We start from the raw sequence: 15,421 nt of genomic DNA on the forward strand, positions 1-15,421 counted from the left end.
CGCCCCTACAGCCCTTCCAGGTCAAAGGGGGGCGTATACTCCTCCTTCGCGCTGCTTTTTTCCTGCATGAAGCCGTCGGTAAGGCCCAGTGCGATGGCCTCGTCCACCACCTGGTTGTACTCGTAGGTGGTGATGCGGCGGTTTAACTCAGGGTAGTCCTTGCTGTGGAAAAAGGGCGTGTACTGGCTCATCAGGCTGATCAGATAATGGCCGTCGGGGTAGTGTTCTTTGATCCAGCGCAGCAGGGCGATGGAGTCGCGCCGGTGGGAGGGCAGGACCATGTGGCGGATGATAACGCCTTTTTTCATGAGCGGAGCGGCGGCTCCGCTCGTTTTCGTTGCGGGAGCGCTGAGGGGCCGGGAGTCGGACGCCGGGCGGGAGTCGGACGCCGGGCGGGGGATATCGTAGACCGGCGGTCCGGTCTGGGCGATCATCTGGCCGATGGCCGCGGCGGCGGTCTCAAAGTAATCGGGGGCCTTGGAGTATTTGGCGGCCAGCCGGTTGTCAAAGTATTTGAAGTCGGGAAGCCAGATATCCACGTAGGGCGCCAACGCTTTGACCGTCTCCAGGCGCTCGTAGCCGCCGCAGTTGTAGACAACGGGGATGTGCAGGCGGTCCTTGAACTGGTCCAGGGCTTCGAGAATGTCCGGCAGATACTGGGTGGCGGTGACCAGATTGAGATTGTGCGCGCCCTGGGCCTGTAGGTCCAGGAACACGGCGGCCAGCTGATCCGGAGTCAGCTCCTTGCCGAAGTTTTCGCTGCTGATGCGGTAGTTCTGGCAGAAGAGGCAGCGCAGGGTGCAGCCGGAGAAAAACACGGTGCCGCTGCCGCCCGGCTGCCCTTCGGCCCCGGAGAGACACGGCTCCTCCCACTGGTGCAGCGCGGCCCGGGCGGCCCGCAGCGTGTCGCCGCAACCACAGAAGCCGGTGCCGCGGCTGCGGTCAATGCCGCACATTCTGGGGCAGAGGCGGCAGGATTGATACATTTGACGTGTGATGGGATCGTTCATAGTTTGCTTACTCCTGTTATCAGATGGTAAAGTCCTGCTGTTCCGGCAGGCGGTGCTGTTCCCGGAATTCCTTGGGCGAGACGCCGTACTCCTTTTTAAAGGCCCGGAAAAAGCTGGTGTAGTCCCGGAAGCCGTACTGCTGGAAGACACGGCTGATGGGCTGGTCCGAGAGAATCGCGTTTTTGCTGGCTTGGAGGCGCTTTTTCAGGATATACTGATGGAGAGGAATCCCCATATTATCCTTGAAAATGTGGGCGATGTGGTATTTGCTCACATAGAAAAACGCGGCCAGGGTGTCCAGGCTCAAATCTTCGTCCAGATGGCGGTTCACATAATCGCAGATATTCAGGTAGAGAACATTTTCGTAGACCGCGGATTTCTGGTGCAGGCTGTCGTAGAGAATGCGGTTGATGTGGACCAGGAAGGACATGACGGCCAGGGGCGCGGCCTGCCGGGAAAAGGGGCGGCCGCCGGAGAGCTCCTCCACCATGTCGGTGAGCCGCCCCAGAATATCCTGAGCGGTGATGTAGTCCGTGTGGAACCGGTAGGTCTGGTGTCCCTGGGCGTAGTCCACCGCGTAGGTCATATCCTGGTCGTGGGAGCGCAGACGGCGGTAAAAGCTCTGGCTGATCCATAGCACGAAACGGCGGTAAGAGCCCTCGTGATCCCCAAAGACCGGGCGGTGGGGCAGTCCTGGTGGGATGAGCAAATAATCGCCGTACTCCAGCACATAACATTTGTCGGCGATCTCGTAGGTGACATTTCCCTCCAGGAAAAAATAAAATTCATAATAATCGTGCTGGTGGGTGGAAACCTTGTCCAGATTGACGTCATTGTAGTAAAAAAGCTCGAAATCGCCGGACTGCATATACTGGCGGGTTGTGAAGTTGATGGAGAGAGACTTTTTCATGGAATGCGCTCCTTCAAAACGGGAAAATGGGAGCGGTGGGCCCTGCTCCGTTTTTGCCTATGGGGATAGTATACCACAATATTTGCAATGCTTACAACAAATTAAACCATGGACGTAGTTTTTGGATCTGTTATAATTAAGGTAACGTACTACTTATCGTCAACCTGCGTTTGGCGACAAGATATAATAAAATCATAAGATCCAAGGCAAACGTGAATTCATTTAAGGAGGAGTTACACATGAAATTATCATTCAGATGGTATGGAGAAGACGACAAGGTAACGCTGGAAAATATCCGTCAGATTCCGGGGATGCAGTCCATCGTGACAGCGGTTTACGACGTGCCTGTGGGTGAGGTTTGGAGCCGCGAGAGCATCGCCAGGCTGAAAAAGCAGGTTGAGGACGCGGGACTGGGCTTTGACGTGATCGAAAGCATACCGGTTCACGAGGACATCAAGCTGGGCAAGGACACCAGAGACAAATACATCGCCAACTACTGCGAGAACATCCGCCGGGTAGCCGAGGCCGGAATCAAATGCATCTGCTACAATTTCATGCCTGTATTTGACTGGACCAGAACCCAGCTGGACCACGAGCTGGGCGACGGCTCCACCTCCCTGGTTTATTATCAGGAGCAGGTTGACGCCGTAAATCCCATGAACAGCGACAGCGACTTAACCCTTCCGGGCTGGGACGCCAGCTACACCAAGGACGGCTTAAAGGCGGTTGTGGCTGAGTACAACAGCATGACCGAGGATATGCTGTGGGACAACCTGAAGTATTTCCTGGAGCGGGTGATTCCGGTGGCTGCTGAGTGCGACGTGAATATGGCGATCCACGAGGACGATCCCTGCTGGAGCATTTTCGGACTTCCCAGAATCATCACCTGCGAGGAGAACCTGGACCGCTTCTTAAAGCTGGTGGACGACAAGCACAACGGCATCACCCTGTGCACCGGCTCCCTGGGCTGCTCCGCTAAAAACGACGTGGTGCGCATGGCCGGTAAATACGCCGCAATGGGCCGCATCCACTTCGCGCACCTGCGCAACGTTGCGGTTCTGGACAATGGCTTCGAGGAGAGAGCGCACTTATCCAGCTGCGGTTCCCTGGATATGTTCGGGATCGTGAAGGCGCTGGTGGACAACGGCTTCGACGGCTACGTGAGACCCGATCACGGCCGCATGATCTGGGGTGAGACCGGCCGCGCCGGATACGGCCTCTACGACAGAGCCCTGGGCGCAACCTATCTGAACGGCCTGTTCGAGGCAGTGGAGAAGATGAGCAAGTAATTGAACACAGTTTAAACTGCAAAACGCCTGTCCGGGAAATGATTCGGGCAGGCGTTTGTGGCGGGACGGGAAATGACGCGGGCAGGCGTTTATGGCGGGACGGGAAATGACGCAGGCAGGCGTTTGCTGCGGGACGAAGAAATGTGCGGCCAGGCTTTGCGGCGGGGAAGAAGCGTCCGGGGCCGCGGAATTGACGGGCATCTGTGCCCCCAGACCGTGTCTCAAACGGAAATCCCGGCCCCGCTGGATACCGGTCTTGGCGAAGCTGTGAAAGGAGCTGAAACATGGGACTGACATTCGGAACAGATTTGAGCGGCAAGGTGGCCGTGGTCACGGGAGCGGGCGGCGTGCTCTGCGGGATGTTTGCGCGCACGCTTTCCGAAGCCGGGGCCGCGGTGGCGTTGCTGGACATCAACGAGGAGGCCGCGGCAAAGGCTGCGGATGAGATCACCCGTCTGGGCGGCAGAGCGGTAGCTTACCGGGCGGATGTGATGGATAAGGAGGAACTGGAGAGCGTCCACGCCAGGGTGCTGGCCCAGCTAGGGCCCTGTGACATCCTGGTCAACGGGGCGGGCGGCAACCAGGCCTGCGCCAACACAGCCAAGGACTATTTTGAGATGGGAGACATCGAGGCGGATGTGGTGACCTTTTTCGATTTGAAATGCGAAGGGATCGAGCGGGTGCTGAACTTAAACTTCATGGGCCCCCTTCTCACCAGCCAGGTATTCGCCAAGGACATGGTGGGCCGGGAGGGCTGCAACATACTAAACATATCCTCAGCCAGCGCCCGGACCGGTCTGACGCGGATTCCGATCTACAGCGGCGCGGAGGCGGCCTTAAGCAATTTCACCCAGTGGCTGTCCGTTCATTTTGCAAAAGCGGGAATCCGGGTAAACGCCATTGCCCCGGGTTTCTTTGTAACCAAGCAGAATGAGCGCCTGCTCTACGACGAGGACGGCGCCCCCACGGAGCGCACCGCCAAAGTCCTGGCAGCCACGCCCATGGAGCGGTTCGGGAGGCCCGAAGAGCTCAACGGCGCGCTGTTGTTTCTTCTGAACAACGAGGCGGCAGGATTTATCACCGGGGTTGTGTTGCCGGTGGACGGCGGATTTTCCGCATATTCAGGAGTGTAACATGAAAAATGGGGCCGCCCGTCGGGATCGTACCGGCAGGGCAGGCCCCTATCCGTTTTTATCAGACGGTTCTACAGGCCAAAGAACGCCCGGGTATTTTCCAGCGTCCTTTTTCTGACCTCCTCCAACTCCACACCCTTAATCTCTGCAATCTTATCCGCCACATACCGGATATTGGAAGGCACGTTCCTGCGGGAAAGGCCTTTGACGTTCAGAGGAGTCAGATAGGGGGCATCGGTTTCGATCATCAGACGCTCCAGCGGTATAATCTTTAACGCCTCCACCACATCCCGATTCCGCCGGTGATCGCAGACCCAGCCGGTAATCCCGATCATACAGCCCAGCTGCAAATACCGGTAAGACGTCTCCTTGGTGCCGGTAAAACAGTGAACCACACTGCGGCCGCAGAGACTCCGGTGAGCCTTCATCAGTTTCTGGAAATCCCCCTCAGCCGAGCGCTCATGAAGAAATAGCGGCAGCCCGTGCTCCTCCGCCAGGTCCAGGATATCCGAAAAACATTTTATCTGATTCTCCCTGGTGGAAAACATCCGGTCATAATCCAACCCGGCCTCCCCCAGAGCCACAGCCCGCGCGCCCTCGCCGACGATCAGACGGACCAACTCCTCACGCCTGTCCCTGTTCCAGCTGTCCGCATTATGCGGGTGCATTCCGCAGGTATACCAGAGTTGTCCCCGGCCGCTGCGGGCCACATACTCCGCCGCCGCCCGGTTGCTGGACGGATCGGTACCCGTGATGATCAGGCCGACGCCATCCGCTAAAGACTGCTCCACCACCTGCTCCCGGTCATCCTTAAACTGCTTTCCCATGAGGTTGCAGCCGATGTCAATATAATTCAGTTCCATTTCATGAAATCCCCCAATTCTTTCAATGTATCTGTATTTTACCGTTTTTCGCTGAGCATAGCGGACTTTTTGTGATATATATAATATACCAATCAAGTGTAAATTTCAATCTGTGATTGCGGACTGCTTCATCGTAAATTTCTAATTCTATGGTATAGTCCAAACTAGAGAATCATCAATCAATGCACTGATACTGAAAGACATGTGAATTTTATAAAATCAGGAGGTGGGCGGAATGTTAGACGAAAAAGATTTACTGGCAATCGCAGATTTAATTGACTCAAGAGCAAAAAAACAGAAACATTACTGCTGGACGAAATCGCTCAGACTCAGAACTATCTGGAAAAGAAAGTAGAACTGTTACAGAAAAATATTAACGAGCTTTAACCAGTACCACAGGATCAGCAAATTAGAAAATGTAAATGCCACATTATTGCTCCAGATGATTTAAGATTTGAAAAAGGAAGTAGACGAACTGGAGAAGAAAATTGCATAAAACGTCAGAATGAAAGTTCCATCATTAAAATCCGTTTCAATCAGGCCCACTCCATTGGCAAGCCTCTTTTCCTCCCGCCCGCGGCGACACCGCAGTGGGTGAGAGGCAGGGGAACAGGGGATGAGGTGACATGTGGAGCGGTTCGGAGCGACTTAGGCCCAAGGGGCCGGGAAAGGCGGGATTGCGAAGGGCGTGTGGCGCCCGTAGCAAAGCGTAGGCGGAGGAGCCGGCATCAAGCCGGCGCTGGAGCTCGGAGCGGTGCCCGTCTTTCCCGGACCCTTGGGCCTTAGACGCTCCCACCGCGGAATCCCGGAACCTCAGCCCCTGTTCCCCTGCCTCTCACGAACGGATGCATCCCCCCTCAAGACGTCCCCCCACAAAACAAAAACGGCCTCACATAAACCACCTTCTCCGCCTCTTCCTTCCGCAGCGCCCCCAGCAAATTCTCAATAGCAACCCGCGCCATCTCCTTATGGTTGCTGTCCACCGAAGTCAAGAACGGATCCGACAATTTCCCATAAATAATATTATCAAACCCGGTGATCGCAATATCCCCCGGAATACTGTAACCAAAATGCTTCAGAGAATACATCGCCCCCATAGCGATCAAATCCAGCCCGCAGACCAACGCATCGCAGGGAATCGAATACTGAAGCAGCCGGGCTGCTGCGTCCCGTCCGCCCTCAAAATCCCCCGTGGTCGTGATCAGCCGGCTCTCATCAAAAGCCAGGCCATATTCTTCCAACTTTTTACAAAACCCCGTAAGCTTTCTTTGGCTTGCCAGATTCTCAGAATAATTCACATACACAAAATTCTTCTTCCCCGTGCGGTAAAGGTGCTCCACGATCAGCTCCATCCCCGCCGCCTCGTCACAGATGACGGAATAGGCATTCGGCAGGTCAAGCAGACCGTTGAACATCATCACCGGCGTGGCAGGGTAGTATTTGCTGATGTAATCGGTCACATAGGGGGTGCTGAAGGAGGAACCGATGAAAATCAGCGCATCCAGCTGTTGCTGCTGCAGGGAGTTGAACAGGTCGTTATCCTGGTTGCCGAAATCGAAGATAATCGTGTTGTAACGGTGCTGGTTCAGGAGCTGGCTCAACTCATATATAATATGGGACCGGTACAGGTTGCGGATATCATCCACAATGATGCCGATCAGATTCATGGAATTGGAGACCAGGCCCCGGGCGATGGCGTTGGGGATATAATTGCTCTCCTTTAAGACTGCCTGTACCTTTTGGTATGTGCGGTCGCTGATATTCGGCTTGTTGTTGATAACCCGGGAAACGGTAGCCGGGGATACGCCGGCTTTTTTTGCGATATCGTAAATATTCATGGGCCACACTCCTGCAATGGAATCATTATTTTTACATAAACGTGCTGCATTTTCTTGATTATAACATGTTTGCAGACGGAATGCAATTATTTAAACCGGTTTCATAAAAAGATGGGAGGGGGAAAGCTAAAAAATATATAAAACTAAAATCAGTCGAAATTCTAAGCTAAAAACCACAATATTTATAGAAATTCAAAATATCGCTTGCATATTATTGGTCAATATGGTATTTTAAAGAAAAGAAACCGCATTCAATTTGGTCAATATTTTTTGGGGAGAATGACGGGGAGGAGGCGATTAAGAGGGGAACTAACGGAAAATCAAGATATTTTTTTAAACAAAATTGAAAGCGGTTTAAAGACTGAAAATTATAGAAATTATCAAATAATTTTCAGCCAGGGTCATTGAAACGAAACGCACAATGTGGAGGAGGACAAAACATGAAAAAACTGAGAAAACTGTTGGCGATGCTGACCGTGGCCGCAATGGCGGCTTCCATGCTTTCGGGCTGCGCCGGTTCTGGTGCGAAGGAGACTGCGGCTCCGGCTTCAGAGAAGGCCACCGAGGCCGCCACCCAGGCGTCCACAGAAAAGACGGGGGAGTCGGAGGCCCCAACGGCTCAGACGCCGGACGGTGAAGTCAAAAAGATCGCCTTTATCACACCTCAGCGCCTGGGCGACGAGGGTCCTGTGGATCTGGTGTACGAAGGGGTGAAGAAGGCTTCAGACGAGTGGAAGATCGAGGTACGGGTCGTGGAGACCCAGGCCGGAGAGTACGAAGAAAGCATGAGGGCCATGATCAACGAGGGCTGCACACTTGTGGTGGCGGTATTCCCGGAGCTGGCGGACGCGGTGGCCACCGTCTCCAAAGAATATCCTGAGATCGACTTCATCCACGCGGTATCCTCCGCCATCGGCGACAATGTGGCGGCCGTGGGGTGTATGTATCAGGATTCCGCCTTTGTCATGGGCGCTATGGCCGGGCTGTTGACTGAGGTCAACAAGGTGGCCTTCATCACCGGCGTGGACAACGCGGACGGCCGGGCCTACTACGACGGCTTTGTAGAGGGCGTGCAGTACGTCAACCCGGAGATAAAGGATGTTCCCTTCAACGCCATCGGTGACTTTGAGGATGCGATCACTGCCAAGGAGATCGCCCTGTCCAACTACAACAGCGGCTGTGACGTGATCTTCAGCGGCGGCGGGAAGAATATCTTCGGCATCATGGAAGCGGTCAATGAGATGGGAGACGGATACTATTACCTGAGCTGTACCGGAAACTACACCACCTCCGACTACTATCCGGGCAGAATCCCGGCGTGCCACTACGAGGACTTCCCGGGCGCTCTGTACGATATGGTGACTCAGTGGTATCACGGCGAATTCAAGGCCGAGATGGTGGCGATGCAGCTCAAAAATGGTTACTTCTCATGCGTGATGGCCGACGAGGCGGACTGCCACATCGATCAGGAGATCCGGGATCAGGTGCAGGAGATTGCGGAGAAGGTGAAGAGTGGGGAGATCGTGGTGAAATCCATGCCTGCGCTGGAGAGCTACGTGGAATATATCAAATAGTTCCGGGGACTGGTTAAGGCATTAAACACGGAGGTGAAGGTTGTGAATGCGGCGGTACAGATGAACCATATCACAAAAAAGTTCGGGAAATTATATGCCAACCGGGATGTCTCACTGACGGTCGAGAGAAATTCCATCCATGGGATAGTGGGAGAGAACGGGGCGGGCAAGACGACCCTGATGAAAATTCTCTACGGGATGCATCCGGCGGACTCGGGGGAGATTGTTCTGTTTGGGGAGAAGGTAGTGTTTCACTCACCCAAGGATGCCATTGAAAAGAGAGTGGGCATGATCCACCAGCATTTTACGCTGGTGCCCTCCATGACCGTGGCGGACAATGTGGTTCTGGGCCGTCCTCCCATCCGGTTCGGGGTGCTGGACAAGGAGCGGGCCTGGACGGAGGTGGAGGCCCTGTGCCGCCGCTGCAACTTTCAGATGGATTTAAAGGCCAGAGTGGAAGATCTGCCGGTGGGATTAAAGCAGCGGGTGGAGATTCTGAAAGCCCTGTACCTGGGCGCGGACGTGCTGATCATGGACGAGCCCACGGCGGTGCTGACGCCTCAGGAGATCACCGGGCTGTTCGAGACGCTGGAGAAGATACGAAACGATGGCACCAGCATCATCCTGATCACCCACAAGCTGTCCGAGGTCATGGATCTGACCGACCACATCACGGTGCTGCGGGCCGGTCAGGTCAGCGGAAATGTGCTGACAAAGGACACCAATGAGGTGGAGCTGGCCCGGATGATGGTGGGCAGAGATGTGTTTCTTCAGATTGAAAAGGAGGAGCAAAGCCCCGGGGAACCGGTGCTGGAGCTGGAACATATTTCCTGTAAAAATGCAGAGGGCGTCAAGGTGCTTAAGGACGTGTCCCTGACGGTGCGCAGGGGCGAGATCGTAGGAATTGCTGGCGTACAGGGGAACGGACAGACGGAGCTGGAGGACGCCATTGCGGGGATGGACACGATGTACGCCGGGTCCATTTCCATCAACGGCAAAAAGGTGAGAAACACAACGTCTCCCCTCAGGCGCAGGCAGCTGGGACTGGGGCACATCCCGGAGGACCGGCAGATCGCAGGGTCTGCGGGCGGGGCGTCGGTGGAGGACAATTTCCTGATGACGCTGTACCGGCAGCCGGAACTGGGAAAGTGGGGGTATTTTTCCAGGAAAACGGGCCGGGAGCTGTTAGAGAACCAGGTGGCGCAGTTCGACATAAAGATTCCCGGGGTCAAAGCGGAGGGTTCCTCCCTGTCCGGTGGAAACATGCAGAAGCTGATCGTGGCCCGGGAGTATAACTTAAAGCCCCAGATTCTGGTAGCCGCCCAGCCCACCCGCGGCGTGGACATCGGAGCCACAGAGTTCATCCACCGGAAGCTGGTGGAGCTGCGGGACGCCGGGTGCGGCGTGCTTCTGATCTCCAATGAGCTGTCGGAGATTTTGTCCCTCAGCGACCGGATCATGGTTATGTACGAGGGGAAGATCGTGGGTGAGACAACCTCCGCCCAGGCGGACATCACCCGGCTGGGGCTGTGGATGGCGGGAATCACGCAGGAGGAAGACAAGATCACGGCAGCGGAGGAAAAGAACATTGCAGAACAGCCGCCGGAACAGATTGCCGAAAATCCAACTGACGGGAAAGGAGGGGAATCTGCATGAATTTTGATTTCAAACCTCAGAAAATGAGCGCGAAGGCCATCGTTGGTGCGATTGTTGTCAGCTTTGTGCTTGGCTCGCTGATCCTGGCACTTTCCGGGCACAATCCTCTCGACGTGTACGGGACGATGATCGACGGCTCCCTGATGTCCCGGTTTTCCCTGGCATCCACGATCCGATGGACTACGCCCCTCCTGTTTACGGGGCTGGCCGCGGCTGTGGCGCTCCGGGGCGGCATGTTTAATATCGGCACAGAGGGACAGATGTTCATGGGCGCGTTTTTCAGCGCCTGGGCGGGATTTACCTTTCACGGGCTTCCGCCTGCGGTGCACATCGGGCTGTGCCTGATCGCCGGAGCCTTCGGCGGCGCGCTGTGGGCCCTGTTTCCGGCGGTGATCCGGGCCTATTTCGGGGCCAGCGAGATGGTGATGACCCTGATGCTCAACTATGTGGCCACCAACCTGACGGATTATCTGACCCGTTACCATTTCCTGGCAACCGGGGTCCAGGGGCACTCGCTGATCACCGCGGAGATCGCGCCGGAGGCCAGATTTGCCAAGATTTGGGCGGACGGATCGGCCCATTACGGTGTGGTCCTTGGGCTCATCTGCATTGCGCTGTTCTGGTTTATGGTGCACAAGACGAAATTCGGTTACGAGCTGCACATCTGCGGCGTCAACCCGGATTTTGCCAAATGCGGGGGCGTGAACGTCCCGGCCACCCGGATTCGGATCATGCTGCTGTCCGGGGCTATCGCGGGCCTTGCGGGAGCGACGGAGGTCATGGGCGTGGTTGGCCGCTTCATGTCCGGTTTCTCGCCGGATTTCGGTATGGACGGGATGGTAGTGGCGCTGATGGGGAACAGCACGCCCATCGGAGTTCTTCTGGGCGCGTTTTTCCTGGGAATCGTCAAGGCCGGAGCGCTCCAGGTGGAGCGGGTTACCGATGTGTCGCGCTCCCTGGCTATGGTGCTGCAGGGCCTGATGGTCACGTTTATTTCCTGTACCTACCTGGCCAATATGGCGTTTAAACGCCCGAAACATAAAGCGGATACCGGAGCGGAAGGAGGAACCTGATCATGGATATTTTATACAATCTGATAATGGCTACGTTCCGGCAGACCACGCCTATTCTGCTGGCCGCCACGGGAGGCGTCTACTCGGACCGCTCTGGCCTGGCCAACATTACCCTTGAGGCATCGATGATCATGGGCGCGTTCTTCGCGGTCTACGGAAGCTATACATATGGAAGCAGCACGGTGGGGATTCTGTTCGGCCTGATCGCCGGCGTTGTGACCGGCGTTCTGTTCGCCCTGATCTGTCTGTACATGGGCGGAAATAATGTGGTGGTAGGTATCTCTTTCAACCTGATCGCCTGGGGCCTGACCACATTTCTGCTTCTGGCAATCTACGGCACAACGGGCTCCTTTGTGTCGCGCAAAATCGTTTCCATGCCCAAATACACGGTGCCGTTCCTGTCCGGGCTTCCGGTGGTCGGGGGGCTGTTTAAAAGCCAGACCATCGTAGCATACTTCTCGGTGCTGTTCGTGGTGATCACCTGGTTCATTTTATTCCGAACCAAAGAGGGCATGAAAATCCGGGCATGCGGGGAGAATCCCCAGGCGGCCGCCGCGGTGGGTTACGATGTCCGCAAGATCCAGTTTCTCTGTTCTGTGATCACCAGTACCGCCTGCGGTCTGGCCGGGGCGCATCTGTCCCTGGGGCTGGTGACTCTGTTCGCGGAGAAGATGACGGCGGGCAAGGGCTTTATCGCCTTGGCGGTGGTGACTTTTGGCGGAGGCTCCCTCTGGAAGGTGATGGCGATTTCAGGGCTGTTCGGTCTGGCGGACGCGGTGTCCGTGGTTCTGAAACGGTACGATTACCCGTCCTTCCTGATCCAGATGATTCCGTATCTGGTGGTTGTAGTGTTTGTGGCCTTCGACCCGGCGGTCAAGTATTTCCGGGAGCGGAAGCTGCGGTCTTTATAGGGGGATTTTTATGGAACGATATGATTTGCTGATAAAAAACGGCACCTTAGTGCTGGAGGACTGCTGCAGGCAGGCGGATCTGGGAATCCGCGACGGCAAAATCGCAAAAGTTGGCTGCGGGCCGTCCGACCAGGCGGAGCGGGTGATGGACGCGACGGGAATCCACGTGTTTCCGGGCGCCATCGATACCCACTGCCACACGATGGACCCCGGACCCTTAAGCTTCCGGGAGAACTGGGCCAGCGTATCCCGGGCCGCTGCTTCCGGGGGCTTCACCTGCCTCATCGATATGCCGAATATTGACCCGCCCATCGTGAACCTGGAGACCCTGGAATTCAAGAAGGAGACGGCCGGAAATGCCTCGGTGGTGGATTTTGCGTTCTGGGGAGCGGGCATCCTGCGGGCGGCCTCCCACGTTGGGGAGCTCCGCCGGGCCGGATGCGCCGCGTTTAAGGCTTTCACAAGCGACGCGGGCCCTTCCTACCCGTCCCTGGGGAACCAGGAGATTGTGGATATGATGGAAGTTGTCCGGGAAGCCAGTGGAATCATGGCCTTTCACGCCGAGGACCTGGAGATCGTGACGGAGCTGACCCGCCGGGCGGTGGAGGCCGGCCGCTCATGGAATCTCAGGCTCCACGAGCAGGTGCGCCCGTACTACGCGGAATTGCAGGCGATCCAGAGCATCCTTCTGTTTGCGGCCCACACGGGCTGCCCGGTGCACATCTGCCATCTGTCCATACCAGAGGGGGCTCAGGCGATCCGGGAAGCCAGAGAGCGTGGCGTGGACGTGACGGTGGAGAGTTGCGCCCACTATTTCCTGTTCAACTATGAGGATCAGTACAATCTGGGCCCCTTTGCCAAGATCATGCCGCCTCTGCGGAGCAGGGAGCGCTCCGACCGCCTGTGGGATTATTTAAAATGCGGAGCCATCGACTATCTGGGCACCGACCACGGTCCATACCCGGAGCATGAGAAAATGCCCGCAGACCACAATTACTGGAATTCACCCGGCGGAGCGCCGTCCATCGACGCCGCGTGGCCGTCTATGCTGGACGAGGCCATTCACCGGCGGGGTATGAAGCCCTGGGAGATCGCCCGCGTCACCAGCCTAAACGCGGCCCGCCGGTTCGGCCTGTACCCGCAGAAGGGTTCCATCCGGGAAGGCGCGGATGCAGACCTGGCCTTGGTGAATCTGGACGAGACCTGGACGTACTCGGCCGAACATTCGCTCTGCAAGACAAAATGCCCCCGCTATGCCTACGAGGGCCGCAGCATACAGGCCAAGGTTACGGCCACGCTGGTCCGCGGAACGCCGGTGTGGGAGAACGGCCAGATTCGGGCCGAAAGCGGATATGGAAGATTTGTTCCGTCGAAAACAGCAGGAGGAGAAGGAAAATGAGAATCAATCGTGAACGTTTGTGGACCAGGCTGCAATCCCTCGGGGGCGTGGGGTCCGATCCCCAGGGGGGAGTCAGCCGGTTCGCCTGGACCCCCGAATACCGGGAAGCATGCAGAATCCTTATGGGCTGGATGGAGGAAGCCGGCCTTACCGTCCGCATGGACGGGGTGGGAAATATTCTGGGACGTATGGAGGGAAAACAGGATCTGCCCGCCATCCTCACCGGCTCCCATTTTGACACCGTACCCAACGGAGGACGGTTCGACGGCATGGCCGGTGTGATGGCGGCGCTGGAGCTTTTGACCACCCTCCACGAGTCCGGCTATATCCCGGAGCGCCCTATCGAGATGGTGGCTTTTGTCAACGAGGAGGCCAGCCAGTTTCTGGGAGGAACCTTTGGCAGCAAGGCCATGTGCGGCGTTCTGCCTTCAGATTACACCAGAACCTGCCTGCACCGTTATACAGGCCAACCCCTTCGGGAAGCCATGCTGGAGTTCGACATGAACCTGGACCCGGACCACATGGAGAAATCCCGGATCAATCCCTGTGATTACCTGGCATTTCTGGAGCTGCACATCGAACAGGGCAAATACCTGCTGAATCAGGACCTGCCCCTGGCCGTGATCACCTCCGTGGCCGGAATCCGCCAATTCTACATCACCTTGAAAGGCGTCTCCGCCCACGCAGGCGGCATGGCCATGGAAGACCGTCACGACACCCTGATGGCCGCCGCGGCCATCGCCTGCGAGGTAGAACGCCTGGCGCTCTGCTCCGGCTCCAACACCCGCGGAACCGTGGGCTATATCCAGTCCCATCCCGCAGAGCACAACATCATCGCCGACGAGTCCGTCATCCCGGTGGACTACCGCGAGGACGACGATGCCATCTGGGCGGACTACTACGACAAGCTGATTCATTTTGTAGAAGAAGAGTGCGCCAAGCGCGGCCTGGAATACACAATCCGCACCACCATCGATCTAAGGCCCGCCCACTGTCATCCCCAGCTGATCAAAATCATGGAAGAGGAAGCCGCCTCTCTGGAGATTCCCCATACCCAGATGGTCAGCTATCCCTGCCACGACTCCGTCAACTTCGAGCGCATCATGCCCATGGGAATGATATTTCTGCGCAGCTCCAACGGCGGCCTAAGCCACTGCCCCCAGGAATACACCACCCCCGAGGACATGGAAGCCGGAACCAACCTGCTCTTAAACACCATCCTCAAACTGTCCGAAACCGAAAACCTGGACTAAACACAAAAGGAGCTATAATCATATGAAAGGAACCGTAATCAAAACCGACAAAGCCCCGGCCCCGGGCGGCTGGTACTCCCAGGCCTACCGCGCCGGAAACCTGATATTTACCGCCGGAGTAACCGCCGCCGACCCCATCACCCAGGAGCTTGTTGCCCCGGGAGACATCATAGCCCAGACCCACCAGACCCTCAAAAACCTGGAAAGCCTGCTAAAAGCCTGCGGCTCTGACCTCTCCCACGTCATCAAAACCCTGGTCTTCGTATCAGACATCGACCAGTTCGACCAGTTCAACGAAACCTACAAACAATACTTCCCCGTTGACCCTCCTGCCCGAAGCACCATGCAGGTCGGAAAATTCAACCACGGCATGGCGATCGAAATCGAGGCCATCGCCACCGTCATTGACCCAGAATAGAAGCATATCACCCCCTCAAAACCCCTGCCCATTTACATTTGGCCAGGGGTTTTACCATTTTCTTACAACCATTTGACGTTACCTTGATAGCGGA

General features: G+C 56.4%; 13 protein-coding genes. 9 read left to right on the forward strand and 4 right to left on the reverse strand.

Annotated features, from left to right (window positions below; translation table 11 throughout):
- Nucleotides 1–5: 5 nt before the first annotated feature.
- Nucleotides 6–1,010 (reverse strand): radical SAM protein, encoded by a 1,005-nt coding sequence (locus ACK2JC_RS21870; protein ID WP_320936599.1) that lies wholly within the window; start codon nucleotides 1,008–1,010, stop codon nucleotides 6–8.
- Between the two features lie 19 nt (nucleotides 1,011–1,029).
- The gene (locus tag ACK2JC_RS21875) at nucleotides 1,030–1,920 is read right to left on the reverse strand and encodes an AraC family transcriptional regulator (protein WP_092363666.1); all 891 of its coding nucleotides are present in this window, start codon (nucleotides 1,918–1,920) and stop codon (nucleotides 1,030–1,032) included.
- 239 nt (nucleotides 1,921–2,159) lie between these two features.
- On the opposite strand from ACK2JC_RS21875, the gene ACK2JC_RS21880 reads away from it, so the two are divergent.
- Nucleotides 2,160–3,209 (forward strand): mannonate dehydratase, encoded by a 1,050-nt coding sequence (locus tag ACK2JC_RS21880; RefSeq protein WP_118754765.1) that lies wholly within the window; start codon nucleotides 2,160–2,162, stop codon nucleotides 3,207–3,209.
- Between the two features lie 284 nt (nucleotides 3,210–3,493).
- On the forward strand, nucleotides 3,494–4,342 hold the full coding sequence (locus tag ACK2JC_RS21885; RefSeq protein ID WP_007714946.1) for an SDR family oxidoreductase: 849 nt from the start codon (nucleotides 3,494–3,496) through the stop codon (nucleotides 4,340–4,342).
- 71 nt (nucleotides 4,343–4,413) lie between these two features.
- Here the strand turns inward: ACK2JC_RS21885 and ACK2JC_RS21890 are convergent, their stop codons facing one another.
- Both ACK2JC_RS21890 and ACK2JC_RS21895 read right to left on the reverse strand, forming a co-directional pair.
- Nucleotides 4,414–5,205 carry a TatD family hydrolase gene (locus ACK2JC_RS21890; RefSeq protein WP_368271285.1) on the reverse strand — a complete coding sequence of 264 codons (792 nt, stop codon included), beginning with the start codon at nucleotides 5,203–5,205 and terminating at the stop codon, nucleotides 4,414–4,416.
- An 857-nt stretch (nucleotides 5,206–6,062) separates the two neighbouring features.
- Nucleotides 6,063–7,043 (reverse strand): LacI family DNA-binding transcriptional regulator, encoded by a 981-nt coding sequence (locus ACK2JC_RS21895; protein WP_118754762.1) that lies wholly within the window; start codon nucleotides 7,041–7,043, stop codon nucleotides 6,063–6,065.
- Between the two features lie 440 nt (nucleotides 7,044–7,483).
- On the opposite strand from ACK2JC_RS21895, the gene ACK2JC_RS21900 reads away from it, so the two are divergent.
- Genes ACK2JC_RS21900 through ACK2JC_RS21930 form a run of 7 tightly spaced genes read left to right on the forward strand, consistent with a single transcriptional unit; the run spans nucleotide 7,484 to nucleotide 15,327 of the window.
- Nucleotides 7,484–8,617: a BMP family ABC transporter substrate-binding protein gene (locus tag ACK2JC_RS21900; RefSeq protein WP_276854706.1), complete on the forward strand. Its 1,134-nt coding sequence runs from the start codon at nucleotides 7,484–7,486 to the stop codon at nucleotides 8,615–8,617.
- Between the two features lie 42 nt (nucleotides 8,618–8,659).
- On the forward strand, nucleotides 8,660–10,273 hold the full coding sequence (locus tag ACK2JC_RS21905) for an ABC transporter ATP-binding protein (protein WP_092363610.1): 1,614 nt from the start codon (nucleotides 8,660–8,662) through the stop codon (nucleotides 10,271–10,273).
- Nucleotides 10,270–11,346, forward strand: coding sequence for an ABC transporter permease (locus ACK2JC_RS21910; RefSeq protein ID WP_320936601.1), 1,077 nt, complete (start codon nucleotides 10,270–10,272; stop codon nucleotides 11,344–11,346). Before ACK2JC_RS21905 ends, ACK2JC_RS21910 begins: the two co-directional genes overlap by 4 nt.
- A 2-nt stretch (nucleotides 11,347–11,348) precedes the next feature.
- Nucleotides 11,349–12,257, forward strand: coding sequence for an ABC transporter permease (locus ACK2JC_RS21915; protein ID WP_092363604.1), 909 nt, complete (start codon nucleotides 11,349–11,351; stop codon nucleotides 12,255–12,257).
- A 10-nt stretch (nucleotides 12,258–12,267) separates the two neighbouring features.
- The gene (allB, locus tag ACK2JC_RS21920; RefSeq protein WP_411337803.1) at nucleotides 12,268–13,656 is read left to right on the forward strand and encodes an allantoinase AllB; all 1,389 of its coding nucleotides are present in this window, start codon (nucleotides 12,268–12,270) and stop codon (nucleotides 13,654–13,656) included.
- Nucleotides 13,653–14,909: a M20 family metallo-hydrolase gene (locus tag ACK2JC_RS21925; protein WP_368271283.1), complete on the forward strand. Its 1,257-nt coding sequence runs from the start codon at nucleotides 13,653–13,655 to the stop codon at nucleotides 14,907–14,909. The genes allB and ACK2JC_RS21925 overlap by 4 nt, the downstream gene beginning before the upstream one ends.
- Nucleotides 14,910–14,931: 22 nt before the next feature.
- A complete protein-coding gene (locus ACK2JC_RS21930; RefSeq protein ID WP_320936605.1) occupies nucleotides 14,932–15,327 on the forward strand; it encodes a Rid family detoxifying hydrolase in 396 nt (131 codons plus the stop codon).
- Nucleotides 15,328–15,421: the final 94 nt, after the last annotated feature.

Origin of the sequence: Enterocloster lavalensis (genome assembly GCF_046603895.1) — a bacterium.
GTDB lineage: Bacteria > Bacillota > Clostridia > Lachnospirales > Lachnospiraceae > Enterocloster > Enterocloster lavalensis.

What these genes read in the sequence shown, in the direction of transcription:
- ACK2JC_RS21870 (WP_320936599.1), bottom strand. Translation starts at nt 1,010, where the DNA reads ATGAACGATCCCATCACACGTCAAATGTATCAATCCTGCCGCCTCTGC.
- ACK2JC_RS21875 (WP_092363666.1), bottom strand. Translation starts at nt 1,920, where the DNA reads ATGAAAAAGTCTCTCTCCATCAACTTCACAACCCGCCAGTATATGCAG.
- ACK2JC_RS21880 (WP_118754765.1), top strand. Translation starts at nt 2,160, where the DNA reads ATGAAATTATCATTCAGATGGTATGGAGAAGACGACAAGGTAACGCTG.
- ACK2JC_RS21885 (WP_007714946.1), top strand. Translation starts at nt 3,494, where the DNA reads ATGGGACTGACATTCGGAACAGATTTGAGCGGCAAGGTGGCCGTGGTC.
- ACK2JC_RS21890 (WP_368271285.1), bottom strand. Translation starts at nt 5,205, where the DNA reads ATGGAACTGAATTATATTGACATCGGCTGCAACCTCATGGGAAAGCAG.
- ACK2JC_RS21895 (WP_118754762.1), bottom strand. Translation starts at nt 7,043, where the DNA reads ATGAATATTTACGATATCGCAAAAAAAGCCGGCGTATCCCCGGCTACC.
- ACK2JC_RS21900 (WP_276854706.1), top strand. Translation starts at nt 7,484, where the DNA reads ATGAAAAAACTGAGAAAACTGTTGGCGATGCTGACCGTGGCCGCAATG.
- ACK2JC_RS21910 (WP_320936601.1), top strand. Translation starts at nt 10,270, where the DNA reads ATGAATTTTGATTTCAAACCTCAGAAAATGAGCGCGAAGGCCATCGTT.
- ACK2JC_RS21915 (WP_092363604.1), top strand. Translation starts at nt 11,349, where the DNA reads ATGGATATTTTATACAATCTGATAATGGCTACGTTCCGGCAGACCACG.
- allB (WP_411337803.1), top strand. Translation starts at nt 12,268, where the DNA reads ATGGAACGATATGATTTGCTGATAAAAAACGGCACCTTAGTGCTGGAG.
- ACK2JC_RS21925 (WP_368271283.1), top strand. Translation starts at nt 13,653, where the DNA reads ATGAGAATCAATCGTGAACGTTTGTGGACCAGGCTGCAATCCCTCGGG.
- ACK2JC_RS21930 (WP_320936605.1), top strand. Translation starts at nt 14,932, where the DNA reads ATGAAAGGAACCGTAATCAAAACCGACAAAGCCCCGGCCCCGGGCGGC.